This window comes from Ruegeria sp. B10, assembly GCF_056539825.1.
The window spans coordinates 198,702-221,252 of sequence record NZ_JBQFVP010000001.1 but is presented as its reverse complement, the minus strand read 5'-3'; the positions used below and the strand labels follow the sequence as shown (position 1 = coordinate 221,252).

Genomic DNA, 22,551 nt, shown 5'->3' with positions numbered 1-22,551 from the left:
ATTTTTGAAACGACAAAGCGGGGTCAAAGGCCGACCATGGCGCGGATGTCCTGAGGGGTTGCGCCTTCGACCCTGTATTTTGCGATGGCGCGAGCGTCGTCTCGTTTGGCAAGGCGTTTGCCGTTCGGGTCGCGGATCAAGCGGTGATGCAAGTATTCGGGCGTGGGTAGGCCCAGCAGAGCCTGCAGGAGGATATGGATACGCGTTGCCTCAAACAGGTCCCGACCGCGAATGACGTGGGTGATCCCCTGCGCCGCATCGTCGAGGACGACAGACAGATGGTAAGAGGTGCCCATACCTCGGCGGGAAAGGACAACGTCACCAATCGTTGTTTCCAAATCGGCCTTGTCGAAGGAAATCCGTCCGGTTTCCCCATTTGGTCCAGTGCCTAGCTCGAGAAAACTGCTCTGATGTGACAGAACGGATTGTGCCGCCATAGCCATATCAAGTCTCAGCGGTGTGTCTTTAGGTCGTTCTTTTCTGTTTCGGCTGGCTTTGTGCCGACAGGTACCGGGGTAGATGATCCCATCGGGCCCGTGCAGAGGTGCCCCTTCCTGAGGGGCGCTGGCCGCCGCGGCGATATCCTTGCGATTGCAGGTGCAGGGGTACAAAAGACCTTTCGACCACAGCGTATCGAGGGCCTGTTCATAGATTTGGATGCGCTCGGATTGCCTCAGAACGGGAGTCGGCCAGCTAAGACCCAGCCATTTGAGATCTTCGTAGATCTGTTCTTCCCACTGCGGTCGTGCACGGGACTGGTCGATATCCTCGATCCGCAGCAGGAATGTGCCGCCTTCGGAGGCAGCCATGTCACTGGCCAGCATCGCCGAATAGGCGTGTCCAAGATGCAGGGGACCTGTTGGAGAAGGCGCGAAGCGAGTCGTAAAAGTCACGTCTTTTCGAGTATGTACACGTCAGATTTCATGTTCATTCCGGGCAGATGAGGCCCGTATTCCTTAAACAACAGGCGCGCGGCCCCCATGTCCAGCCAGTCGTTCAGGCGTGAGGTATAAGAGTAGTCCGCAAGTGCATGATCATTATAAGAGAATGCCAGCAGACCATCCTTGGGCAGCGCGTGCATGAGGAGGTCTAGAGTTTCAGGCGGTGCTGCTCCGGCACCGATCACTCCGATGGCTGAAATGGTTGAGTAAGCGCCGTGTTCAATGGGTTCGGGATCAGAGATGTCAAAGCCGATCAGCGCACGATAAACGTTTTTGGCTTTGGCCTCCTCAAGCATATTGGGCGTGGGGTCCATTCCGTCGATCACTTCAAACCCAACTGAGCGCAGTGCAACACCGGACAACCCCGTTCCACAGCCATAGTCGAGAATGGGCGTCTGCGCCTCAGGCCTCTTGGACCACAGCGCTTTGGCAACCCGACCTGGAGTGGCATATCCCTGTTCCGCGACAGAATCCTCATAGGTTGCTGCCCATTTCTGGTAGTGCGCTTGGGTGTCCTGCGGAGATTTCGATCCGTATGTGCCCTTGAAAAACTTGTCGCTCATAACCGCATGATAAGCCGCTGGATCTTCTATCGTCCAGTCAGCTTTGCGCGAGCCATTCCGTCCACTCAGCCTTGGCGCGGTCGGTATAGGCCTTGTAGCGGTCTTTGCGTCCCCGGCGGCCACCTTTCAGGCCATCTACAGGGCGGAACAGGCCGAAATTGACGTTCATGGGCTGAAACGTCTTGGCCTCCGCACCGCCGGTGATGTGATGGATCAACGCGCCCATGGCACTGTCTTGCGGCACCTCGGGCAGGGCGCGGCCGAGAATTTCAGCTGCCGCCAGTCGACCTGCCAAAAGCCCCATAGCCGCGCTTTCGACATAGCCTTCGACACCGGTGATCTGACCGGCGAAACGAATGTTCGGCCTTGATTTCAAACGCATCTGCGCGTCCAGCAAAGTCGGAGAGTTGATGAACGTATTGCGGTGTATCCCGCCAAGGCGTGCGAAATTTGCGTTCTCCAGGCCGGGGATCATGCGGAATACCTCGGTCTGGGCGCCGTATTTCATCTTGGTTTGGAAACCTACGATGTTGAACAGCGTGCCAAGCGCGTTGTCGCGGCGCAGTTGAACCACTGCATGGGGTTTAACATCCGGCTGGTGCGGATTGGTCAGGCCGACGGGTTTCATCGGCCCGTGGCGCAGGGTTTCACGACCCCGTTCAGACATCACCTCGATCGGCAGGCAGCCATCAAAATAACCGGCGGTTTCGCCCTCGTGGAACTCAGTTTTATCGGCGGCCAGAAGGGCGTCAATGAAAGCCTCATACTGATCGCGATCCATGGGGCAGTTCAGATAGGCGGTGCGCTCTTCCTCGGTCTCGCCCTTATCATAGCGGGACTGCATCCAGGCTTTGCTCATGTCGATGCTCTCGGCATAAACAATCGGCGCGATGGCATCAAAGAAGGCCAGCGCGTCCGATCCGGTTTCGGCTTGGATGGCTTCACCCAGCTTGGCCGAGGTCAGGGGGCCAGTGGCAAAGATCCACTGACCGTCTTCGGGCAGAGTGGTAACTTCTTCATCCGTCACCGTGATCCGGGGATGCGCGCGTAGTTTGGCCGTGACCGTTTCGGCAAACGGATCGCGGTCGACGGCCAGTGCTCCGCCTGCTGGCAGACGGTGGGCATCGGCGGTTGTCATGATGAGGCCTTTGGCCGCGCGCATTTCCCAATGCAACAGACCCACGGCGTTCTGTTCATCATCGTCCGAGCGGAACGAGTTGGAGCACACCATTTCGGCCAGATTGCCGGTCTGGTGCGCAAAGGTACCCACTGTGGGGCGCATTTCGTGGATCACAACATCCACGCCCATTTCTGCCGCCTGCCATGCGGCCTCGGACCCGGCCATGCCGCCGCCTACGATATGCAATGAGTGTGTCATGCGCTGCCACATAGGGCAGAGCCCAAGCAGGCGCAACTGAGCAACCGTCAAATGCTTCACATTTTAGGGGGGTCTTGGGGTCGCCGCTGCGGGAATGTCAACGCCAGTGAGAGAAACCAGCTTGGAGGGACCTTCCGCCCACGGCGACCCAAAAGTGCAAGTGAGGCCTTAGCCTTGACCCAGCATTGTCACAGTGTTGCCCTTTTGAAAAGTGCAAAAATGATGACAGTAGTGAAAAATGTTCGAAATAATTGTCTTATTGAGACCAATTCGGGGGTCGTTTTTCGATAAACGCAGAAATGCCTTCTTCGGTATCGCGATGCAACATATTCTGCACCATTACCTCTCCGGTATAGGCATAGGCCTGGTCCAGCGGCATCTGAAGTTGTTGATAAAAGGCCTCTTTTCCGATTTTGACGGCGACCCCCAGTTTGTCTGCGATTTGTTCGGCCAAGGCGAGGGCTTGGTCGTTGAGTTGCGTTTCAGGGACAACCCGATTGACCAACCCCAGTTCCTGCGCGCGCTCGGCTGAGAGGAAACCTCCGGTGGTCAGCATCTCAAATGCCTGCTTTCTGGGGATGTTGCGGCTGAGCGCGACCATGGGGGTTGAGCAGAACAGGCCGATATTCACACCGTTCACTCCAAAGCGCGTGCCCTCGGCTGCGACGGCCAAATCGCAGGTGGCGACCAATTGACAACCCGCAGCTGTCGCAATGCCGTGGACCTGCGCAATAACGGGTTGGGGCAGGGACTGAATCGACTTCATCATTTGCGCACAACGGTTAAAGAGGTCCTGGAAATAGGCCTTGCCGCCATCCTCGGACTGACGACCTGCCGTCATCTGTTTCAGATCATGCCCGGCGCAAAAGGCCTTGCCTTCGCCGGACAGGACAACGGCCCGGATCGAGCGGTCATCGCGCAGCGCATCGAACTCGGCCTGCAGCGCGGCCAGCATCTCGTCGCTCAGCGCGTTCAGCCTTTCAGGTGCGTTCATGTGCAGCCGCGCGATGGCACCTGTGTCGTTACGTTCCAAAATTGCCATCTTGCCCTCCCGCTGGCTGTTGGGCCAACTCTAGGGCGAGAAGTTAAGGAGGGGAAGCATGGGATTGGCGTTAAGCAAAGACGAGCTGTCGCAGTACCTTAAAGAGGTATTCCCGCAGGTTCATCGCGATTTCGTGGTTGAGGACCTGACCGAGGAGACGATCACCATGCGCCTTGTGGTCGAGGACCGTCATTTACGCCCCGGTGGTACAGTTTCAGGGCCGTCGATGTTCGGTCTGGCAGATGTTTGCGTCTATGCCATGGTGCTGGCGCGCAAGGGGCGTCAGTCCTTGGCGGTGACGACCAATAGCTCTCTGGACTTTTTGCGCAAACCTGAAGGGGGCAAAGATCTGGTCGCGGAATGTCGCCTTCTGAAACTGGGGCGCACTCTGGCCGTTGGCGATGTATTGATTTACTCGGTCGGATCAGATCAGCCCGTGGCGCGGGCCAGTATGACCTATTCCATCCCGCCCGCCGGGTCTTTGGCTGCAAAATTCGGATAAAAAGGGCCGGGGCGAACCCCGGCCAGGGAAGAGGTCCCAAATGAATTTGGGACTGGGGATGGGTTAAAGCTGCCAGAAATAGCGCTTGATTTCGCGGTCGGCTTGCAGACGGGTCAGGCCTACGTCCTTGAGCAACCTGTCATCCAGCTTTCCCAGATTGACGCGACTGCGACGACGGCGTTCCCATTGAGTGACCGCCGCCGCAAACTGCACGGCCAGCACAGCGATCAGCGGCAGCCGGGGGCTGGCGTTCAGCAGTGTAAGGGCGGGAGTGTGCATTGTGCGTGTCATCTCAGTATTCCTTTCAAATTGTATTGACACAAAGTAGCAATGTTCGGTACATGTGTTTGATACATTCGCAATTGTGTCAAATGCAAAGGAAGAATTGTAATGGATACAATTTGGCCGGAGACGCTGCCAAAATCCAAAGGGCCCAAGTACACCCTAGTGGCTGATACAATACGAAAAGCGATTGAAAGTAAGACGTTAGATATCGGGGTCAAACTGCCTCCTGTGCGCGAACTTGCGTATCGCCTGCAGATCACTCCGGGAACCGTTGCGCGGGCCTATACGATTCTGACCGAAGAGGGCTTGCTACAAGCTGAGGTCGGACGTGGTACATTTGTCGCCCCTCCGAAATCTCCGATTTTGGACGATGTCTGGTCTCGGCAGCTTCATCTGGCTGAAGCTCAGAATTCCAATCACGTCAGCCTGTTCAGCCCGAGGCTTGCGGATATGGGGCAGGTGTCTCTGATCCGCGAATGTCTACAGAAAGTCGCGCAGTCGGATCCGGCCTTGTTCATGAATTATCCGACACGCGATGCGTATAAACCTATGCGTCAGGCGGTTGTTGAATGGTTGTCGGACCTGCCGCTTGGCAAATTGAGCGACGACGACATTGTACTGACACACGGAGGTCAGAACGGCCTGTGCCTTGTATTCCAGACCATTCTGCAAGGTCCCAAACCGATCGTGATGGTCGAAGACCTTTCTTATGCTGGGTTCCGTCGCGCGGCAGAGTTGATGCGGGCCGATGTGGTTGGCATCCGAATGGACAAATGGGGCATCGACCCGGCAGCGATGGAGCATGTTCTGCGTCAGACACCAGCGCAGGCAGTCTGTGTTTCGCCCGAGGTTCAAAATCCGACCGGGCTGCACACCCCTTTGGAGCGTCGCAAGGAAATCGTGGAAATCGCGCGGAAATTCGATGTGCAGATTGTCGAGGATGACTGTTACCGGATGGGAGACGCAAAAGAACCCAGTTTCCGCGCGCTCGCACCTGAGCGGGGATGGCACGTGTCTTCGATTTCGAAAGTGCTGACACCGTCCCTGCGCGTCGGCTTCGCCATTGCGCCAAGGGACCGCAGCGTGGATCTGCGCCGTTCAGCCGAATACGGATATTTTGGCCTGGCACAGCCGCTGGCTGAACTGACGCGGCTACTGCTCTCTGACCCTCGCACGCGCCAAATCGCGCGGGATGTGCGCTCGCGGATGGGAGAGTATGTGCGGGTGACAGTGAATGCTCTGGGCGGGTTCGATCTAAACTGGGCGCCTGATGTGCCGTTTGTTTGGCTGCATTTGCCGTCGGGTTGGCGGGCTGCTGCGTTCAGCCGTGCCGCTGAGCGAGAAGGGATTCAACTGCGATCTGCGGATGAGTTCGCGCTGCGGGACGGGCGCGCCCCGAATGCGGTGCGCATTGCGATGAACGGGCATGTATCCCTGCAGAGGTTCGAGGATGCGATGCTCCGCCTGCGGGCTTTACTGGATAATCCGCCTGAACAAATCAGCGTTTAGAGTGGGGTAAAATAATACCTATTTTGTAAGTCATTAAAAAAGAACAATAAAAACTTGATTACGTGTGTTGACGTGCATTCTAAGCAGGTCTAAACCCCCTCCATCGAATTCGGACCGCTCTGTCTTGGGGCGGTCTTTCACATCAAACAGGACTATCCTGCCATGAAAACCTTTTCTGCAACACCTGCAGACATCGACAAGAAATGGATCCTGATCGACGCCGAGGGCGTTGTTCTGGGCCGTCTTGCTTCGATCGTCGCCATGCGTCTGCGTGGCAAGCACAAAGCGTCGTTCACCCCGAACATGGACATGGGCGACAACGTCATTGTGATCAACGCTGACAAAATCCAGATGACCGGCAAGAAGCGCGAAGAGAACTTCTACTGGCACACTGGCCACCCGGGCGGCATCAAGTCGCGCACCAAACAGCAGATCCTGGAAGGTGCCCATCCTGAGCGCGTTGTCGTTCAGGCCGTCAAGCGTATGCTGCCGGGCAACCGTCTGGCGCGTCAGCAAATGACCAACCTGCGCGTTTACGCCGGTGCCGAGCACCCGCATGAAGCCCAGGCCCCCGAAGTTCTGGACGTTAAGTCCATGAACAAGAAAAACACCCGGAGCTAATGACCGATGGCTGATCAGATCAATACTCTCGAAGAGCTGAGCGCCGTCGCAGGCGTTGAAACCGTGGCCGAAGAAGTCATCGTGCGTGAACCCGTACGTGACGAACTTGGTCGTTCGTATGCCACCGGTAAGCGTAAAGACGCTGTTGCCCGCGTTTGGATCAAGCCGGGTTCCGGCAAGGTCACCGTGAACGGCAAAGACCAGGACAAGTACTTCGCTCGTCCGGTTCTGCAGCTGATCCTGCGCCAGCCGTTCCAGGTTGCTGGTGTTGAAGGTGAGTTCGACGTTGTTGCAACCGTCAAAGGCGGTGGCCTGACCGGTCAGGCCGGTGCGGTCAAGCACGGCATCTCGAAAGCGCTGCAGCTGTACGATCCGTCGCTGCGTGGTGCTCTGAAAGCCGCTGGCTTCCTGACCCGCGACAGCCGCGTTGTGGAACGTAAGAAATACGGTAAGCGCAAAGCGCGTCGTTCGTTCCAGTTCTCGAAGCGTTAATTGCTGCGAACAACGAATTTCAAAAGGGCTCGCAATCGCGGGCCCTTTTTCTTTTTTAAAGGGTTAGGGTGCGATCATCACCTTCCCGTCGCTCGTTTTCATAGCGTCCGCTAGGTTGGTGATCAGATCGCTCAGTGTCAGACGCTCGGATACATCCGTTTTCCAACGACCGTCCGCGAAACGCGCCTGAACCTCGGTCACAACGCGCATCTGATCGGCCGGCGGGGTGGTCATCATCCAGTTTGTCAGCCAGAACCCCTCGATCTGTTTGCCCATGAAGATCAGCTGCCCGGTTTGGGTCAGAGTTGGGGCGTCGCTGCCGAGTTTGCCATAGCAAATCCAGCGCGCGCGATTGGGCATGGCGCAGAAAATCTGCTCGGAAAGAGGGTCCATGACGGCGTCGAGAAAGACACGGGGCTTCAGCTTGGCACTCAGCTCGGCAAATTGGTGTGAAACGTCAGGGTCCGTTGTGACCAGAACTTCCGCAGCCCCAAGCTCTTTCAGCATCGGAACAGTCTCGGCGCGCCGCACCATGGCGATGGGCTTCAAGCCCAGATCCCGCCCAAGGCTGCACATCAGCTTACCCAACTGGCTGGTGGCGGCTGAAACAACAAACGCATCGCCGTCTTCCTCGGCCATAGCAACCATAGCCATCGCGGTCAGCGGATTGACGATCTGCGCCGCCCCGTCATCGTCCGAGATGTCGGGGCGCAGAGGGATGCACATTTGCATCTGGGTCACGACATATTCGACCCAAGCCCCCGATCCGGCGGCAACAAAGGCGACGCGCAGTCCTTGTAGACCTTCCGCGCCTTTACCCGTTGCCACAACATCTCCGCACCCTTCAAAGCCCGCAGCGGCACCTTTGACACGGGGTTGGCCGTATTCGCCTTTGATGAAGTGAATGTCTGACGGATTGACCGAGGCGGTGCGCAGCCGGATCAGAACCTGTCCGGGGCCGGGGGTAGGGACGGGCAATTCGGCATCGACCAACCACTCAGACGCGTCTGTGATTTTGGGGCCTGTCATGGTGCCGGAATAGCCGTCATGTTTCAGGACAACGGCGCGCATGGTGGAGGGCAAGTCGGTCATTGGTCAGTCCTTGAATTGCGCGTTTCTCCGGATCAGGAGTTGGCCTGATGGCAAAGAAAAACGGCGCGGGGTTCTTGTTGGGTCAAGCCAAACAAAAGCTCCGCGCCGCGTCAATTCTGCCGCTGTCTAACGTCGCGGCATGTGGAGATGGCCGACAGTGGACGGCCTGACCCTTATTGGCTCATCGCATTCTGCAGGTCCTGAAGCTTGGTCAGAACGGCCTCGGGCGAGGCTTTGATCTCATCCAGGATCTTGATCACCTGATCTTTGACACCCTGTGCCATCTCGCTGTTCTGGACCGAGGCGACCATGGCGTCATAGTCGAAGTTCTGAGCTGTCAGCATGCCCTCTTCAACCCAGGAGTTGAACAGCTCCTGACCTTGATCTGCCAGCGAGGCAACCTGATCACCGGCTTGGTCTGCAGCCTCGGACGCCTGATCCGCGATTGAATTGGCGGCCTCTGTAGCCTGATCCGCAACAGATGACGCGGCCTCAGAGGCCTGTTCGGTCAGAGATGACGCCGCTTCGCTGGCTTGTTCCGTGGCCGATTCCAACGCTTCGCTTGCGGCGTCCTGCACGGCCGAGGCCGCTTCGCTGACGGCATCGCTCGCATCCTCGGCTGCGGCTTCAAGTCTTTCGGCCGGCGTCGGTTCAGGTTGGTTGAGATAGAAATACCCGCCCGCGCCAAGACCGACGAGGACGATGATTATAAGAAGAGTACGCGACATTATGAGTCTCCTTTGGAAATTTGTGCCGCTGGGATGATCCAAATCTAGGACGACTCAAAGGGGAATTCTTGTGATTTCTCAGCAGAATACGGGTTTGGGCCAAGCTACGCTGATTGTGCGGCTTGTTCCGGCGACAAAGCGCCCACCGCTTTGCGCTTTGCATTGAATTTCGAGGATATCGCATTACCGCGTTGAGCCTGGCGTTTGAGGTATGGGCGTTGCACGAGAACGTGGTGCCGAGCGAAACCTGCGACGATGCTCGCACTTTACTGCTCGGTCGAATTTTTGGTCTTATGTGAAGGACTTCACTGCCTTTGACCCCAAAATGACCGACACTGCAGTCAGGCGGGGCAAAAGTGACATTGTGGGGGTCGCGCTCGGGTTTGGTCCCCAAATTAACGAGTAACGTTTTTTGTTTGAATAGGCCTATTGGGCCAAAAGGGGCACTGATCTCTCACTTTGTGGTTGAATGTGAGGGGCGGTGTGAGGGGGGCTGGATGAGGGGGTCTTGGCCAGCCCCTCTCTTTGCGCAGAGCAATAAGCCAGTCGGTCTGTAAAAGCAAAGAACCCAATTGGAGATTATGGCGGAGAGACAGGGATTCGAACCCTGGGTGGGCTTGCACCCACAACGGTTTTCGAGACCGTTTTCTACATCAAGACAAAAGTCCTCATATCAATAAAACAAGGGTCTTGTGACAGCAAGATGAGCAGGTTCGGCACAGAAAGCGGGTAGGGGTGTCATAGGAAAGCGTCATAGCGATTGAAGGTGAGTGAATTTCGTCAGCGGTTACCGAACGCGCATTGAAGTTCTGAAGGGCGGGATCCGGCCATTCGCCGCCAGTGCGATGAGATGGTGCCAGGACAGTGAGAGCGGACGTTCAGAATGGCCTGAAACCGAGCATCTCGCCGCACGACGGCATGGCAACTCCGAGTCCAACTCGGACATAGCATATTTGTTTTGCGTGCGCTCGCGGCGCAGATTTCGCTGCAAGCCGATCTGGAAGAATGGCTGCACCACTACAACCAAGAGCACACTCATCAGGGCAAAATGTGTTGCAGAAGAATACCCTTCCAGACCATGATCGAGAGCAAAGAGATCAGGAAGGAAAAGATCCGGAACCAAACTTAATCTGGCATACACCACAGGAAAAACGGCCAACTGTCAGATCACATCGGAACCACTACATGTCAGTACATCAGCGACGCCGAGCAAACCCAGGGCTTTCCGATACGCCATTTCGCCACGCGTTCAACCCCTTGCAGCGTCGACAAATCCGCTCTCCGAACCCTTCGCTCCAGAATGGAGTTCTGCAACGAAGACACGGGCGTTCTTGCGGCACGTCATTGTGGGCGCGAGCCATGATCGTATCTGCTTCGTCGTCGGAGTCTTCCATCAGTTCTTAGCCTCGATTTCTGTTTTGGTTTATACAGCGACTGGAAAAGAAAGTTCCGAGCCCTAAGCCTTGAGATTGAAGGAGCTGCCTATTTCAGTCTGTCCAATGGGACGGCCTGTAATCCGAGGGGTTTTAATAGGACGAACCGGCATTCCTTCGTTCTCTGCAGCTTGGACAGCGAAAGTATACCGAGAACCGTTTCCGCATCCTCGCGGTAGGGCTCGTTGATCTGATTATATGTCGTCTGCCTCAGAGATGAGCGACTCCGAGTAGAGGTGCCGAAGTTGAGTCTCTGAAACGCCATCCGCTTCCATAATCAATTGCACCATGGGATCGGCCAAAAGTTGGTCGAGCAAGAACTGCGACAACTGCTTTGAAGACAATTTATCCTTTGCGCGGGCTCTCTCCAAATCAGTAAGAGAAACGGTCAAGGTACGCGCCAGACCGGGGTAAGATTTCCGTGGATGCAGACAGATTAACACCGAGGCCTTCCAGGCTTCTGGGTCCGAATAATCTGGTGGTGCGGAAAGCTCAGTTTCTATGTCGTACTCGCCTGCCGGGAGTAATTCGTCGAAGCCAGGGAAAGTAAACGGCCTGGAAAAGACTGCGATTGTCTTGCTGATTATCTGGTTCATTTGGGTAATTCTCCTTTGCTGATACCGCTCGCTCGGAGATGCAGACAAGAACAAGCCACCCACTCCCGGCAGGGTATTATCAGTTTTGAGGTTTAGGCTTTGGTTTTTCCGGGACGACGTCAGGCGCTTCAGACGTAACTTCTTTTTTCGGCGCGTCCGCATCGTTTTCCTTCAGTGCGGCAGCCGCTCTGGTCGTCAGGTCTTTGAAAGACATCATTTTGATCCTTTGATTGTCCGCAACACCTACGAGCCCAGATAGGGTGTGAAAAGTGAATGCGGCTACGTCCAATATAGGGATTGGGTGCCTCATTTACTACGTAAAGCCGTAGAATAAGACGAATGGCTGAAGCAGAACCGAGGCGGCGGCACCTTGGCGCGCTATTTTCGATTCGAGTATGGGCGATCAGTGTTCGCTGCGTTGCAGTCAACCAAAGCGCTATCACCATGGAAGACTTTTGCTACATCGGGTGCAGCCATGCCGCGCGAGAGCGCGCTATACTTCATTCTCAGCTTCACCTCGCCACCAGGGCGAAGCAGCCAATTGGTGTTTTCTACAACGATATGATCACTGGTGGCTCCGACGAACGTGACGCCAGCAGGGAATATTAGACCCGCCGCATCAGTGTCCTGGAGTCCGATCGCAAGGATCGACCGAGTATTCGAAGGACTGTCTAAAGTCACACACTGCATTGAAGGTATAGGATAATTCATTTGCAAGGGATTTGGATTTGATTTGGTCTTCGTTTCGATCACTTCCGCCCAAAGCGTAAAAACATCTGTGTAAAGCCCGTCGATCGCGTATCCCGAAACGGGATCGGTACCCAGCAGGATGGCCTCACCCAGACGCAGGTTGTTGATCTTTCCGGTCGCCCCCTTGCCAAGCGCCCATGGCAAACTGGCAGAGCCGCCGCCTGACACTGTTTCCAGAGCGGGTCCACTTGCAAGTTCGGTGTCGGCGGCAAGCGACGAAAGCAATTCCATTGCTCCTGCAGAGGGTGCCACATGACCCAGACAGGCAAAATTTGCGCCAATCCCCTTCAGAGAAATCCCTTTCATTCTAAGAATTTGAGACACAGTGCTTTCAAGGTGTTCAGGCAAGATGCCATCCCGCATATCCCCCATTTCCACCATCAGGATAATATTGTGAGTAATGTTCTTCCCCAGCGCCTCGATGGCCAGGCTGGCGATAATGTCCATCTCAGTGTTGAAGCTGACATCGCAGTTATCAAGGACTTGCGCGACCTGGCTCAGCATGGGCGTTCGGATCAAGGATATGGAGCACGAGATTCCAGCATCGCGCATACGCATGATATTGCTGATCCGCGCGTCCGCCAGCCCTGTCACGCCACCTTCAAGCATAGCATTCGCAATCTCAGGATGACCGCAAACGGCTTTTGTCACACCTGTCACCGATATTCCGCGGGGTCTAAGGTGGTCGACCAGGAACCGTGTGTTGTACCGAATTTTGTCCAGATCAACGTCGATACGCAGCTTGCTCATTCAATCGTCGTAACACGTAAGGGTTGCAAGCGCGGAAAGGCAGATAGAACCATATTCACCAAGTTTTTTGGAGGTCGGTTCAATGCGTCAGTGACCGGGAGATACAATTTGCAGTTGTAGTCTGTGATGGCCTTTGAAATCTCAACATCATTCATTCCTTCATGGTTGATCGTCATGCCAATTACCTCTGTGTTCGCAAATGCCTCGATCAGGGTGATTTCATCGCAAGGGGCGGGCATAGTCATGTTGGGGAAATCACATCGACGTTTTCGTTTAGGCGCGTGTTGAAGAATAACTGCATGTGGCTGACTGCCTCGCAGAATGAAGGCTGATGTGCAAAAAGCCGGATGGCTTAGCGCGCCCTGGCCCTCGATCACTATTACATCCGGGTGCTCACCCTCGGATGCCGCAACGACAGCGCGCTCAAGTTCGCCACAACAAAATTGCGGCGGCACCGAATCCATCGCGACACCATACTTGGCGCCCTGCATCAAGCCAGTTTGGCCGGTGCCGACCAAAACTGTTTTGATCCCATGCGCGTTAAGTGCGCCTGTCAGGATTGTCGCGGTTGTACGCTTTCCAATTGCACAATCGGTGCCGAACACCGCGATGCGGATCGCCTGGACGTCTCCAATACTGCCATCTAACAGGCGCAGGTCGGGATTTGGCCGCGGCTTGCGAATGTCGCGTATCGTGACATCGTGAATTTTGGCCAATCCGGCGAGCTCCTTGTCATCGCTAAGAAATTCATGCAGCCCACTGACGATGTTCATTCCGAGCGTTATCGCATCCACAACAACTTCGCGATCCTCAAGGGACATTCTGCCGCTGGCCGGCGCCATTCCGTAAATAAAAGTGTCGGGGATCGTAGCTTCATTAGCGACGGCGGCATCAAGATCATCGAAGATGGGAACCTGATTTGCGATATTATCAAGCACTTTGCCACTGTCACAACCGCCATACGTGCTGTCGATCACCGAAAGAACGCGATAGGCCTGTGAATGTCGAACGAGACCATTAGCCGTCTTGCCATCGATCTTTGCGAAGTTTCCTTCGCAATACACAATTGCAGACGGTGTATCTGTCACGAGTGTCTTGCGGTGAAGCTCTGGAAAAACTGCTTGTTCAGGCGCCAGCTTTTGCGCATCGCTGGCAACGAACTGCTTGGCATCCGACGCAAGGGGTACGGGTTTCATATTTGTTCCTTTTTAGAGTGTGAAACGCGCGTCCTTGGTAAGGACGGGCAAAAATTGTGAAGTTTGGGAAAGTGGGCTTTCTGTCTGAATTCTCACTGGTTCAGAACACACAGCCCTTCTGATCGATGATAGTTTTTGTGGCATTGCCACCCATTGCCGGATCGGTCGATATGGGCATTTGCCGGTAGCTCGATTGCATTGCAGCGATCACCGGACGCCTCGTAGCCACGTTCGCATTTCCATCCAACTCCATGGATCGCGTCATCGTAGAAAGCATTTTCAGGCACAAAGACGGCATCGCACCGTCCGTCGCGCTCAAAGTACCCACGCTCGCATGTCCAGGGACGCCCGCTGGTTGATGCGTTCAGAAAAGCGTTTTCCGGCACCGCTACTGCCACGCATGCTTCTCCGTCTATTTCGTAGCCACGGTTGCAACGCCATGCAGATCCATAAGTGCTGTTCGTCAGGTAAGCATTATCCGGCACCACGATTTTCTGGCAGCTATCGTCTACTCTTGTGTATCCACGCAGGCACCGCCACCTCTCACCTGATGGATCGAGATATCCACCCTCAGGCACAATCACTTCAGTGCATGTGGTGCCGCCAACTGCAACAAAGCCGTGCATACATGCCCACCCTGAGCCGTAGGTTCTGTTTGTGGGGTAGGCATTTCCCGGCACGACAATGGCCACGCATTCTTCGCCTTCCAACCGATAGGACAAATCGCATTCCCAACCGTCGCCATACTTTTTGGGATGCGCGTTATCCGGGATCGAATTTGTTTCGGCCGATGCGGGACTTGATGAGATAAAGGAGCCCACCAAGCAGCTGAAAACGGCAACAAACAACGCAGTCATGAAGTGAGAGCAAAACCAGTGCTGATTTTTTCTATTTGTCCTGGTGCAAACGGCGTCGTCCGAAAGTTGAGTTGTTGAGTTACGATTCATCCAGGTTCAGCCCCTCAATACAGGCCTGCGCCAGATCTTTGTTTGGAGTTTGGGATCCTGGTACCGTTGCCCAGCCAGCGGCCATGACGGCATCCTTCTGCTTGAAAGACGAAGCTTCTTTGATTGTCGTCAGTTTTTCGGCGCGTTGGGCGTCAGTTCTCGCCATGTCGACGCAGACCGGAACCAACGCAGCGATTACATTGTCGCGGGACATGGCGTTGGCCATCTTGTCCGCGCTACCGCCGGTCATCCATCCACCCCAAGAAAATCCAACGACGCCTACGAAAACCCCTCCGATCAGGGCACCGTAGATTCCGGGTTTAAGCCATTCGGGCGTGTTCATAATCTATTCCTCCTGCGGGGAAAGCGCCGCATCGCTGTCATTGTTAGATGTAGCCAAGGTCTGGTCGTGCTTGAGCGCCAGTTCAAAATCTTCTGGGTCAATTGGGCGCATTTCTGTGCGGCCTGGCTTGCTGCCCTTGCCCTGAACGGTCAGGTAGGTTCCGGTTCTTCGATATGCTTCGAAACTCAGGCCCTGGAGTAGTTCTTCTTCAACAACTACTTCATACTCGCCTGCAGGAAGTTCATCCGGGTAGCCGGACAAAGAGAACGGATTTGAAAACGTCACCAAAGAACTGGACGATCTCGTGCTCACCTTGGTCCTCCATATAGTTTGTTGGATCTTCCCCGCGCAGTCTGCCGCGGTACACGCTCGTAAGCGCCGCGGTAGTACTGGCGTTGTAATTTAGAATAATGTGCAAATGGCAGACGCGCGCTGATCGATGTTAGTCTGCGGCCAATGACCTGAGATTTTATTGGAATCTCAAATGCATTTAGTGCCCGAGGATCAGGTACTGCCAAAAATTGACTAACCTGCGTCAGTGCAACGATGTTTGGATTCCTGCAACGTGATGTGTGTTGGCGGGATATTTGCTGGCGTGTTCTTAACGAGTATTTGAGAAGCGCAGGAAATCCAGTACCGCAATCGGACTGTATTTATCTTGCGCTTCTTTTTCAGTGAAATCCCAAATCTGCCGAAGCGAATGGCGTCTCTAACCAGGCAACTATCATCAAAATCCCGGCATCGCTGAAGGGGTGAACTTATTGCTTCAACAGTGGCCCGGCCTGATCCAGATAAGTGGGGTCAAAACCGGCCAACGTCACCAGTCCGTCATAATCATCAAATACCACTTGCCCGGATTGAAAAGTAACCAGCCCCTTTTCCCGCAGTTGCCGTAGGACACGATTAACATGTACGGCACTCAGTCCCAGCGTATCGGCAAGGTGGTATTGTGTCAGTGGGCAGGCGTATCCCGTCTTGCTTGCCATCCCGACCTGAGTCAGCCTCACACCAAGTTCCAATAGAAAATGCGCCATGCGCTCACCCGCATCTCGCCGTCCTATGTTGACCAGGTGCTCAACCACCATCGCTTCATCTCGAGAGACCGCCCAAAGAATTGCTGTCGCCAGCCGGGGCGTTTGCGCAAATGCTTCCAGGAGATCATCCACCACTACTTCAATGGCTTGGATTTCCATGATTGGTTCTATGCTGTGATCCGAGGTGTGCAGCAGAACGCTTCGCAAGCCCAGAAAGTCACCCGGTATTTGGAAATCGACGATCTGACGCGACCCGTCAGTCTGGGTTTTGTAGGAACAAACCCAGCCCGAGGCCAGAATGTAGGCAGCCTGCTCTGATTGCCCTTGATGCACAAGGTCACGTCCGGCTTCAAAGGTTCTGCGACGCTTGTGCAGGCGTGCCAATGCCGCAAGTTCAACCTCAGTCAGAGCGACGAAGTTTGAAAGCTTTCGGGTGAGTGGACTGTTTTTGATAGTGCGCAAGTGTTCTTCCTTCATCGATGAGCAGCTCGCGAAACTATCCGACGACAAGACTGCTTTCGATCAGTTAAGTATACAGCAATCTATGCCAGTATGATGCAATTCATTGTGGCGCTTCCTTGCTTGGACGCCTGTTAAAAAAGGACGTCTACCATGGCTGACCGGCAAGACCACTCTGGAATGGCCGCACTCTCAATTTGTGAAGCGCTTTTGCTTGCAATCAAAGATCGTGAGCTCCTGCCCGAACATGAAATTGTGGGAGTTCTGCGTGACGCAGCTGCTGCCCACGAAACAGCGGTCGGCAATAACGATGAAAAGGATATGCACCAGGCCGTCGCCTTTCTCATTAACCGGATCATTGCTTCCGGCTATCGGGTTCGGCAGTAGCGTAAAGTCCCGTATCGGAAAAACAAGATTATGCTCGTCAAAAAAGCTTAACAGCAAGAAGACACAAAATTGGCGTCTCGTTTCTAATCAGTTCAAACACGAAGCAAAAACCAATGTTTCAATACTTGCCATATCCCGCGTCTTGCTCGTCCGACCGAGCCGCGGCGAAGGTACGGTTCCCGTTAACGCAAATACAACGGCTGCGAATGACCTGATTGGTGACACTTGCCGCGACGCAACAATAAGTACGCCGCGACCGCGAGCAAGTGCTGCTTTAGCGAAGGCTCCAGATCGAAAGACGGCAAAGTCAGCTTACCGTGAGTTCACCAAAGCCCATATTTCGCTTGCGCAGCGAACGGCAGGAACGCGGTCAGCAGCCGCAGCATCCGAGGGGTGCACTGGATGTCTCCTTTGGGCCGTCCGTGATGTATCCTCTCGCCATGCGACAGCTGATACTGCGTTGCCTCTGATGTCGGCAGGGAGCCCTTTTTGACCAATGCCGCGCAGTGTTCTAACCGGAGCAATCGGTGCATTTCGGCCATTGAACTTTGTTTGCTCGGAATGGATGTTGGAGTTCGTGTGAATTCCGCAGATGCAAGCCGGCCTAACAAATTCTCTGCACCGTTCTACGCATCTCCGTATAGTGTAGTTGTTGTGAAGTCGCAGGGGTTCGTATCGGCGGATAGCCACCCCGAAAGCGCAGTCAAGGAGAGGCGTTGCCATGAGATCGCGTAGTGACATTACCGCTCTGAAAACCCTGGTTATATCAGGCGGACACACGTTGTCGCTGGTCAGTGGCGATGTCGAAGACCGAGTTACATTTCAGCTCGAACGCTTAGTTTCGGAAGGACTGGCTACGCGAGATTCACCAAAATCCAGACAAGGTACAACATACCGCATCACCGCGTTGGGTAAAAAAGTATTGCAGGAATTTGAAGATGATCAAAAAGGGTGACGGTATGAAGCGGATTTTTTGCAGGATATTTGGGCACAAGTGGCGCGTTCGCTGGGCATCGACCTACCCCTTTCATCATTGTCTTCGCTGCGGGGTGGGTGGAGATATCCACTGCAATGAAGTTCACTAAAGGGGGGTAGGAAACACAGATCCAATCGCGCCATTGCTTCGAAAAGCAGCGAAAGACAGTGTTTGCGATTTCAGGATCTACCACTCAGCGGCCAATATGGCCGCTGAGTGGAGTTGCTTAAAAGCAATTTACTGCAATTGCAGGTTTTCGGCGGACGTCTTGCCGCGCATCCGGTCTTCTTTCAGATCGAAGCCGACCTTTGCGCCTTCTTTCAGGCTGTCGAGGCCGGAGCGCTGAACCGCGCTGATGTGCACGAATGCGTCGCCGCTACCGTTATCCAATTCGATGAAGCCGTAGCCTTTAGTTTCGTTGAACCATTTTACTGTTCCGGTCGTCATGAGATTATCCTTTCAATGACATGTGCGCCCGCCGGGATTGGCCGGGGCTGTTTGCTGCGTTAGGCAGCAGGTTGGGTGAACTCACCAATATTGGAGAGCATTCGCATAAGACCGTCCTGCGCTTGGGCGGGGTCGATCTTGTGTTTTTGGTGCCCGTTCCGCTGACGCGTTGCGTGACCAACCGTTCGCGGTTTTGGCGACGGTGCAATTTTGGCAGCACAGGGCTTTTGCGGTTGTGCAACCCGACTGCGTTTCGCAGGCTCGGCTTGCGTTTCATCGCCATTTGGCAGCCTGTTGCCGATCAGCTTTTCGATATCCCGCAGGAGGGGCATCTCTTCGCGATCACACAGTGAAATTGCGGTGCCGGTTCTGCCTGCGCGAGCGGTCCTGCCGATGCGATGCACGTAGGATTCCGGCACATTCGGAAGCTCATAATTCACCACATGAGACACATCGTCGAAGTCGATGCCCCGTGCCGCAATATCGGTTGCCACAAGGACGGTGGTCGCCCCTGTCCGGAACCCCGCCATGGCGCGTTCGCGCTGAGGCTGGCTTTTGTTCCCGTGAATGGATGCGGAGTTGATCCCGGCGGCAAACAAATACTTGCAGACGTTGTCAGCCCCGCGTTTGGTGCGCGTGAAAACAACGGCGCGATGCACGTCCTTGTCCGACAGAATGTCTGCCAATACACGGCGTTTGTCCTGCTTGGCCACATGCCGGACGCTCTGCGCGATCCGTTCAATCGGCTTTGAAACAGCCGCCACCTGAACCTCTGCCGGATCGTTCAGGAAGTCATCAGCGAGTTTTCTGATCTGCCCCGGCATTGTTGCCGAAAGCAGTGCCGTCAGGCGAGCCTCGGGCAGTTTTGCCATGATCTTGCGAATGCTGGGCAGAAAGCCCAGATCCAGCATCTGATCAGCCTCATCCACCACAATGGCTTTGGTTGCGGACAGGTTGATAACGCCTGTGCCAAGGTGGTCGAGCAGGCGTCCGGGTGTTGCCACCACAATGTCCACACCGCCGCTGAGAGCCTTGATCTGCCTGCCGGGGCGTACGCCACCGACGACAAGTGTCGCCGTGATCTGGCTGAACTTGCTGTAAGCGCGGATGTTGTCCACGATCTGCGCCGCAAGCTCGCGCGTCGGCGTCAGGATCAATGTCGTGCACTGTTTCGGAGCGGGTTTTGATCTCTCACGCTCAATCCGATGCAACAGTGGCAATACAAATGAGGCGGTTTTTCCTGTGCCGGTCTGGGCAATGCCGATCACGTCGCGCTCAGATTGCAGCAGCGGAATGACCTTGGCCTGAATGGGCGTAGGGGTCGAATATCCTTGAGCCTTGATGGCCTTCAGGATGGGCTCGGCAAGGCCGAGGGTGTCAAATGTCGTCAAAAGCGTTTGGTCTCGTGCCATAAACGCGGTTCACCGCTATCGGCACTTGGTCTCTCTAATCTACTGGGAAGCTCGTATGAAATAGCCGCCGTCGTTTCGTTGCTCTCAAGGAGCTATTCAAGACAACGATCTGGGAATCATGGGCGAGAATACTTTGCCGCTGATCTGGTCATCCACACGCGGCGTTGCGACTCACCTACAGGGCAAAGGTTAAGAAAGCAACAACTCATTTAAGAGCAGACATTTGCCAAGGTTACGTTGTCCGCAAAGCCGGAATAGCAAAGTCTTGGATTGAATGTCCGGTTTGCTGATTGCCGCCATGTCCTCGGCGAACGGAGTGGCGGATTTGTCCGCGATCTGTGAATTCAGGCTCGCCCAAATTTTGCTGTCGCAGCGAATGTCGGCAAAGCGGGTTGCAACCGCAGCATCGAGACGGGTGGCAGATGTCGGCTATGGGCCGAAATAGCTATCGTGAATGAGGATGCTGGTCTCAGTAGATTTTTTTGGGGAAAGAAAATGAAAAACTATTTTGATCTACCTGAAAGCAGACCCATCTGTTGTTCAAGACAAGTGCACTCGGTCGTGAGTAGGGCTACGAGAATGTATTCAGGTACAGTACTGGTCGCGAAATAATGGCGGAGAGACAGGGATTCGAACCCTGGGTGGGCTTGCACCCACAACGGTTTTCGAGACCGCCCCGTTCGACCACTCCGGCACCTCTCCGCGGGGGTCTGTGAGGGGGGGATTTAGTGAGGAACGCTCAGGGGTGCAAGCAGAAAATTCCCAGAAATCACATTCCTTGGATTTTCCATTGCCTGCCGCAACAAAACACCTAGGCTGATAGTCATGAAAAATCGAGTTGAGTGTTCTGTTGTCCCATTGCTCGCGCTGCTTGTCGCACTTGTTTTGATCCCTGTTTCTTCGGCTGCGGCCAATCGCGACCGGATCGAAGCCTTCCTCAATACCACCGGGTTTGATGTGGCGCTGGAGAGTATCGCGCTAGCGTCTGGCTCCGCCCCTGAAATGCTGGGCATTGATCCCGATGGCTTCGGATCCGACTGGACCCGTCTGACCGAAGAGGTGTTCGATACCGAGCTCATGCATGAAACGGCGGTCTCGATTCTCGAAGAGACGCTGAGCGATGAGGCGCTGGCCCATGCGGTCGAGTTTTATGCCTCGGATCTGGGGCAAAGGCTGGTTGAGGTCGAAAACGCGGCGCATCTGAATGAGGATGAAGAGGCCAAACAGCAGGAGGGACAGGAAATTGTTGCTGGCCTTGTGCAGGATGGCTCGCCCCGTGTGGAGCAGCTCAAGCGGATGAACAATGCGATTGATGCCAGCGGGACTTCGTTGCGTGCCCTGCAGGAGATCCAATTGCGGTTTCTTCTGGCGGCCAGCGCGTCTGGCGTGATCGACCTGCAGTTGGACGCGGATGAGTTGCGGTTGATGCTGCGGCAGAATGAGGCCGGGATGCGTCAAGCTCTGCAGCTTTCAGCGCTAGCAGGGGCTGCCTATACCTATCAGGATTTCTCGGACGAAGAGGTCGAGGCCTATGCCGAGGCGCTTGAACAGCCATTGATGCAAGAGGTCTATGAGCTTCTGAACGCGATCCAATATGAGATCATGGCGATGCGGTTCGAGGTTCTGGCAGCCCGGATGGCAGACCTTCATCCGGCTCAGGATATCTGATGCGTCTGGCACTTGCTTTTGTGGTGGCGTTTCTCTGCGCGCTGCCAGCTGTCGCGAATGAGCGGGCCAATCGGCTGGCGCATGCCATGAAGCTGGATCAGGTTGTAGGAATTCTGATCGACGAAGGCATGGTCCATCAGCAGGAACTCGAAGAGAGCCTGCTGGACGGTGACGGAGGCCCTCTGTTTCACGATCAGGTTCAAGAGATCTATAACCATTCTTGGATGAAGTCTCGTCTGACCGAAGCCTTCGCCGAGGGCATGACGAAGGAGCAGATGGACCAGGCAATCGTTTTCTTCGAAAGCGATCTGGGGCAGACGATCGTGACGCTGGAGAACTCGGCCCGCAAAGCCTTTGCAGATGAGGCAATCGAAGAGATGGCGAACGAGGCCTATGAGGGCACGGAACCCGCCTCGCCCCGGTTCGAACTGGTCGAGGAATATATCCGCGCGAACGACCTGATTGACCAGAATGTCCAAGGCTCGCTGAGTGCGGATTACAACTTTTTCCTAGGGCTCTACGGCGACAGTTTGGCCGAATACGAAGAGGTTCTGGATGGGTTGCTGGCGCAGAAAGAAACTGTGACGGCGGAGACGACCACATGGTTGTATTCCTTTCTGCTTCTGGCCTATCAACCGCTGGATGAGGTCGAGATGCGCGAGAATATCGCGTTTTCTCGAACCGAGACCGGGCAGGCCCTGAACGCGGCCCTGTTCAAAGGGTTTGACGAGATGTTTGATGGGATCTCGTACAGTCTGGGTGCGGCGGTGGCGCAGGTTTGGCAATCCTCTGATCTCTGACCAGTTTTGAGTGTTGACTTTGCCTTTCATTATGTGGATAAGCGCGCATCCCGGCCGGTTCTCCGCGCCGGGTGTCGTTATTATATGACCCTTTGAAACTTCACGGGGTCTTCCACACAGCCCAAACAGGGCGCGCTGTTCGAGGTGGCTTTCAAGCCCAAAACGCCCGGTAGGGGACCACAGAACGCGGGTTAGAAAAG

Annotated in this window: 26 protein-coding genes, 1 tRNA gene and 1 pseudogene; 10 read left to right on the top strand and 18 right to left on the bottom strand. The window is 55.1% G+C overall.

Annotated elements, in window-relative coordinates; all coding sequences use genetic code 11:
• Positions 1-23: 23 nt before the first annotated feature.
• From gluQRS to ACR0J4_RS01130, 4 genes are all read right to left on the bottom strand, one after another.
• Positions 24-893, bottom strand: a complete 870-nt coding sequence (gene gluQRS, locus ACR0J4_RS01145) for a tRNA glutamyl-Q(34) synthetase GluQRS (RefSeq protein ID WP_170641645.1) — start codon at positions 891-893, stop codon at positions 24-26.
• On the bottom strand, positions 890-1,504 hold the full coding sequence (locus tag ACR0J4_RS01140; RefSeq protein WP_170548640.1) for a methyltransferase domain-containing protein: 615 nt from the start codon (positions 1,502-1,504) through the stop codon (positions 890-892). The genes gluQRS and ACR0J4_RS01140 overlap by 4 nt, the downstream gene beginning before the upstream one ends.
• Before the next feature lie 37 nt (positions 1,505-1,541).
• Positions 1,542-2,882: a methylenetetrahydrofolate--tRNA-(uracil(54)-C(5))-methyltransferase (FADH(2)-oxidizing) TrmFO gene (trmFO, locus tag ACR0J4_RS01135; RefSeq protein WP_170548643.1), complete on the bottom strand. Its 1,341-nt coding sequence runs from the start codon at positions 2,880-2,882 to the stop codon at positions 1,542-1,544.
• Positions 2,883-3,138: 256 nt separating this feature from the next.
• Positions 3,139-3,924 (bottom strand): enoyl-CoA hydratase, encoded by a 786-nt coding sequence (locus ACR0J4_RS01130; protein ID WP_170641643.1) that lies wholly within the window; start codon positions 3,922-3,924, stop codon positions 3,139-3,141.
• Positions 3,925-3,982: 58 nt separating this feature from the next.
• On the opposite strand from ACR0J4_RS01130, the gene ACR0J4_RS01125 reads away from it, so the two are divergent.
• On the top strand, positions 3,983-4,426 hold the full coding sequence (locus ACR0J4_RS01125; protein WP_170641641.1) for a PaaI family thioesterase: 444 nt from the start codon (positions 3,983-3,985) through the stop codon (positions 4,424-4,426).
• Positions 4,427-4,489: 63 nt separating this feature from the next.
• On the opposite strand, the gene ACR0J4_RS01120 is transcribed toward ACR0J4_RS01125, so the two are convergent.
• Complete coding sequence (locus ACR0J4_RS01120) at positions 4,490-4,717, bottom strand: DUF1127 domain-containing protein (RefSeq protein ID WP_170373748.1); 228 nt, start codon at positions 4,715-4,717, stop codon at positions 4,490-4,492.
• Between the two features lie 99 nt (positions 4,718-4,816).
• Between ACR0J4_RS01120 and ACR0J4_RS01115 the strand changes: the two genes are divergently transcribed.
• From ACR0J4_RS01115 to rpsI, 3 genes are all read left to right on the top strand, one after another.
• A complete protein-coding gene (locus tag ACR0J4_RS01115; protein WP_170641639.1) occupies positions 4,817-6,220 on the top strand; it encodes an aminotransferase-like domain-containing protein in 1,404 nt (467 codons plus the stop codon).
• A gap of 162 nt (positions 6,221-6,382) precedes the next feature.
• Positions 6,383-6,841, top strand: coding sequence for a 50S ribosomal protein L13 (rplM, locus tag ACR0J4_RS01110; protein WP_170373746.1), 459 nt, complete (start codon positions 6,383-6,385; stop codon positions 6,839-6,841).
• Between the two features lie 6 nt (positions 6,842-6,847).
• Entirely contained in the window at positions 6,848-7,333 is a 486-nt protein-coding gene (gene rpsI / locus ACR0J4_RS01105; protein WP_039535473.1) for a 30S ribosomal protein S9, read from the top strand.
• 63 nt (positions 7,334-7,396) lie between these two features.
• Here the strand turns inward: rpsI and ACR0J4_RS01100 are convergent, their stop codons facing one another.
• Both ACR0J4_RS01100 and ACR0J4_RS01095 read right to left on the bottom strand, forming a co-directional pair.
• Positions 7,397-8,425 (bottom strand): alcohol dehydrogenase catalytic domain-containing protein, encoded by a 1,029-nt coding sequence (locus ACR0J4_RS01100; RefSeq protein ID WP_170641638.1) that lies wholly within the window; start codon positions 8,423-8,425, stop codon positions 7,397-7,399.
• Positions 8,426-8,598: 173 nt separating this feature from the next.
• Positions 8,599-9,153, bottom strand: coding sequence for a hypothetical protein (locus ACR0J4_RS01095; protein ID WP_170548657.1), 555 nt, complete (start codon positions 9,151-9,153; stop codon positions 8,599-8,601).
• 982 nt (positions 9,154-10,135) lie between these two features.
• Between ACR0J4_RS01095 and ACR0J4_RS01090 the strand changes: the two are divergent.
• Positions 10,136-10,282, top strand: a pseudogene (locus ACR0J4_RS01090) (IS481 family transposase); the annotation flags it as partial.
• Between the two features lie 498 nt (positions 10,283-10,780).
• Here the strand turns inward: ACR0J4_RS01090 and ACR0J4_RS01085 are convergent.
• The 8 genes from ACR0J4_RS01085 to ACR0J4_RS01050 form a co-directional block, all read right to left on the bottom strand.
• A complete protein-coding gene (locus ACR0J4_RS01085) occupies positions 10,781-11,182 on the bottom strand; it encodes a hypothetical protein (protein ID WP_170466897.1) in 402 nt (133 codons plus the stop codon).
• A 79-nt stretch (positions 11,183-11,261) separates the two neighbouring features.
• The gene (locus tag ACR0J4_RS01080; protein WP_256367863.1) at positions 11,262-11,396 is read right to left on the bottom strand and encodes a hypothetical protein; all 135 of its coding nucleotides are present in this window, start codon (positions 11,394-11,396) and stop codon (positions 11,262-11,264) included.
• Between the two features lie 164 nt (positions 11,397-11,560).
• A complete protein-coding gene (locus ACR0J4_RS01075) occupies positions 11,561-12,682 on the bottom strand; it encodes an alanine/ornithine racemase family PLP-dependent enzyme (RefSeq protein WP_170641636.1) in 1,122 nt (373 codons plus the stop codon).
• Positions 12,679-13,878: a DUF1611 domain-containing protein gene (locus tag ACR0J4_RS01070; RefSeq protein ID WP_170641635.1), complete on the bottom strand. Its 1,200-nt coding sequence runs from the start codon at positions 13,876-13,878 to the stop codon at positions 12,679-12,681. The genes ACR0J4_RS01075 and ACR0J4_RS01070 overlap by 4 nt, the downstream gene beginning before the upstream one ends.
• Before the next feature lie 92 nt (positions 13,879-13,970).
• The gene (locus tag ACR0J4_RS01065; protein WP_170545366.1) at positions 13,971-14,825 is read right to left on the bottom strand and encodes a hypothetical protein; all 855 of its coding nucleotides are present in this window, start codon (positions 14,823-14,825) and stop codon (positions 13,971-13,973) included.
• Positions 14,815-15,168, bottom strand: coding sequence for a hypothetical protein (locus tag ACR0J4_RS01060; RefSeq protein WP_170336655.1), 354 nt, complete (start codon positions 15,166-15,168; stop codon positions 14,815-14,817). The genes ACR0J4_RS01065 and ACR0J4_RS01060 overlap by 11 nt, the downstream gene beginning before the upstream one ends.
• A gap of 3 nt (positions 15,169-15,171) precedes the next feature.
• Positions 15,172-15,480: a hypothetical protein gene (locus tag ACR0J4_RS01055; protein WP_170336653.1), complete on the bottom strand. Its 309-nt coding sequence runs from the start codon at positions 15,478-15,480 to the stop codon at positions 15,172-15,174.
• A gap of 446 nt (positions 15,481-15,926) precedes the next feature.
• A complete protein-coding gene (locus ACR0J4_RS01050) occupies positions 15,927-16,679 on the bottom strand; it encodes a Crp/Fnr family transcriptional regulator (protein WP_170336651.1) in 753 nt (250 codons plus the stop codon).
• 135 nt (positions 16,680-16,814) lie between these two features.
• Between ACR0J4_RS01050 and ACR0J4_RS01045 the strand changes: the two genes are divergently transcribed.
• The 3 genes from ACR0J4_RS01045 (at position 16,815) to ACR0J4_RS01035 (ending at position 18,133) form a co-directional block, all read left to right on the top strand.
• Positions 16,815-17,048: a hypothetical protein gene (locus ACR0J4_RS01045; protein WP_170336649.1), complete on the top strand. Its 234-nt coding sequence runs from the start codon at positions 16,815-16,817 to the stop codon at positions 17,046-17,048.
• Positions 17,049-17,769: 721 nt separating this feature from the next.
• Positions 17,770-18,003, top strand: coding sequence for a helix-turn-helix domain-containing protein (locus ACR0J4_RS01040; protein WP_170641634.1), 234 nt, complete (start codon positions 17,770-17,772; stop codon positions 18,001-18,003).
• Entirely contained in the window at positions 17,987-18,133 is a 147-nt protein-coding gene (locus tag ACR0J4_RS01035; protein WP_170329066.1) for a DUF1660 family phage protein, read from the top strand. The genes ACR0J4_RS01040 and ACR0J4_RS01035 overlap by 17 nt, the downstream gene beginning before the upstream one ends.
• Before the next feature lie 128 nt (positions 18,134-18,261).
• On the opposite strand, the gene ACR0J4_RS01030 is transcribed toward ACR0J4_RS01035, so the two are convergent.
• The 3 genes from ACR0J4_RS01030 to ACR0J4_RS01020 all read right to left on the bottom strand — a co-directional run bounded on the left by ACR0J4_RS01030 (position 18,262) and on the right by ACR0J4_RS01020 (position 20,585).
• On the bottom strand, positions 18,262-18,471 hold the full coding sequence (locus ACR0J4_RS01030; RefSeq protein ID WP_170329064.1) for a cold-shock protein: 210 nt from the start codon (positions 18,469-18,471) through the stop codon (positions 18,262-18,264).
• Positions 18,472-18,530: 59 nt separating this feature from the next.
• Complete coding sequence (locus tag ACR0J4_RS01025; RefSeq protein WP_217357015.1) at positions 18,531-19,883, bottom strand: DEAD/DEAH box helicase; 1,353 nt, start codon at positions 19,881-19,883, stop codon at positions 18,531-18,533.
• Between the two features lie 612 nt (positions 19,884-20,495).
• A tRNA-Ser gene (locus ACR0J4_RS01020) sits at positions 20,496-20,585 on the bottom strand.
• A 123-nt stretch (positions 20,586-20,708) separates the two neighbouring features.
• Here ACR0J4_RS01020 and ACR0J4_RS01015 point away from each other — a divergent pair.
• Together ACR0J4_RS01015 and ACR0J4_RS01010 are read left to right on the top strand one after the other, a co-directional pair.
• Complete coding sequence (locus ACR0J4_RS01015; RefSeq protein ID WP_170641633.1) at positions 20,709-21,551, top strand: DUF2059 domain-containing protein; 843 nt, start codon at positions 20,709-20,711, stop codon at positions 21,549-21,551.
• On the top strand, positions 21,551-22,351 hold the full coding sequence (locus ACR0J4_RS01010; RefSeq protein ID WP_170641632.1) for a DUF2059 domain-containing protein: 801 nt from the start codon (positions 21,551-21,553) through the stop codon (positions 22,349-22,351). The genes ACR0J4_RS01015 and ACR0J4_RS01010 overlap by 1 nt, the downstream gene beginning before the upstream one ends.
• The last annotated feature ends 200 nt before the right edge of the window (positions 22,352-22,551 follow it).

What these genes read in the sequence shown, in the direction of transcription:
- ACR0J4_RS01115 (WP_170641639.1), top strand. Translation starts at nt 4,817, where the DNA reads ATGGATACAATTTGGCCGGAGACGCTGCCAAAATCCAAAGGGCCCAAG.
- ACR0J4_RS01125 (WP_170641641.1), top strand. Translation starts at nt 3,983, where the DNA reads ATGGGATTGGCGTTAAGCAAAGACGAGCTGTCGCAGTACCTTAAAGAG.
- trmFO (WP_170548643.1), bottom strand. Translation starts at nt 2,882, where the DNA reads ATGACACACTCATTGCATATCGTAGGCGGCGGCATGGCCGGGTCCGAG.
- ACR0J4_RS01070 (WP_170641635.1), bottom strand. Translation starts at nt 13,878, where the DNA reads ATGAAACCCGTACCCCTTGCGTCGGATGCCAAGCAGTTCGTTGCCAGC.
- ACR0J4_RS01060 (WP_170336655.1), bottom strand. Translation starts at nt 15,168, where the DNA reads ATGAACACGCCCGAATGGCTTAAACCCGGAATCTACGGTGCCCTGATC.
- ACR0J4_RS01085 (WP_170466897.1), bottom strand. Translation starts at nt 11,182, where the DNA reads ATGAACCAGATAATCAGCAAGACAATCGCAGTCTTTTCCAGGCCGTTT.
- ACR0J4_RS01040 (WP_170641634.1), top strand. Translation starts at nt 17,770, where the DNA reads ATGAGATCGCGTAGTGACATTACCGCTCTGAAAACCCTGGTTATATCA.
- ACR0J4_RS01015 (WP_170641633.1), top strand. Translation starts at nt 20,709, where the DNA reads ATGAAAAATCGAGTTGAGTGTTCTGTTGTCCCATTGCTCGCGCTGCTT.
- ACR0J4_RS01120 (WP_170373748.1), bottom strand. Translation starts at nt 4,717, where the DNA reads ATGACACGCACAATGCACACTCCCGCCCTTACACTGCTGAACGCCAGC.
- rpsI (WP_039535473.1), top strand. Translation starts at nt 6,848, where the DNA reads ATGGCTGATCAGATCAATACTCTCGAAGAGCTGAGCGCCGTCGCAGGC.
- ACR0J4_RS01140 (WP_170548640.1), bottom strand. Translation starts at nt 1,504, where the DNA reads ATGAGCGACAAGTTTTTCAAGGGCACATACGGATCGAAATCTCCGCAG.
- ACR0J4_RS01050 (WP_170336651.1), bottom strand. Translation starts at nt 16,679, where the DNA reads ATGAAGGAAGAACACTTGCGCACTATCAAAAACAGTCCACTCACCCGA.
- ACR0J4_RS01130 (WP_170641643.1), bottom strand. Translation starts at nt 3,924, where the DNA reads ATGGCAATTTTGGAACGTAACGACACAGGTGCCATCGCGCGGCTGCAC.
- ACR0J4_RS01080 (WP_256367863.1), bottom strand. Translation starts at nt 11,396, where the DNA reads ATGTCTTTCAAAGACCTGACGACCAGAGCGGCTGCCGCACTGAAGGAA.
- ACR0J4_RS01095 (WP_170548657.1), bottom strand. Translation starts at nt 9,153, where the DNA reads ATGTCGCGTACTCTTCTTATAATCATCGTCCTCGTCGGTCTTGGCGCG.
- ACR0J4_RS01030 (WP_170329064.1), bottom strand. Translation starts at nt 18,471, where the DNA reads ATGACGACCGGAACAGTAAAATGGTTCAACGAAACTAAAGGCTACGGC.
- ACR0J4_RS01065 (WP_170545366.1), bottom strand. Translation starts at nt 14,825, where the DNA reads ATGAATCGTAACTCAACAACTCAACTTTCGGACGACGCCGTTTGCACC.
- ACR0J4_RS01045 (WP_170336649.1), top strand. Translation starts at nt 16,815, where the DNA reads ATGGCTGACCGGCAAGACCACTCTGGAATGGCCGCACTCTCAATTTGT.
- ACR0J4_RS01010 (WP_170641632.1), top strand. Translation starts at nt 21,551, where the DNA reads ATGCGTCTGGCACTTGCTTTTGTGGTGGCGTTTCTCTGCGCGCTGCCA.
- ACR0J4_RS01100 (WP_170641638.1), bottom strand. Translation starts at nt 8,425, where the DNA reads ATGACCGACTTGCCCTCCACCATGCGCGCCGTTGTCCTGAAACATGAC.
- ACR0J4_RS01035 (WP_170329066.1), top strand. Translation starts at nt 17,987, where the DNA reads ATGATCAAAAAGGGTGACGGTATGAAGCGGATTTTTTGCAGGATATTT.
- rplM (WP_170373746.1), top strand. Translation starts at nt 6,383, where the DNA reads ATGAAAACCTTTTCTGCAACACCTGCAGACATCGACAAGAAATGGATC.
- ACR0J4_RS01075 (WP_170641636.1), bottom strand. Translation starts at nt 12,682, where the DNA reads ATGAGCAAGCTGCGTATCGACGTTGATCTGGACAAAATTCGGTACAAC.
- ACR0J4_RS01025 (WP_217357015.1), bottom strand. Translation starts at nt 19,883, where the DNA reads ATGGCACGAGACCAAACGCTTTTGACGACATTTGACACCCTCGGCCTT.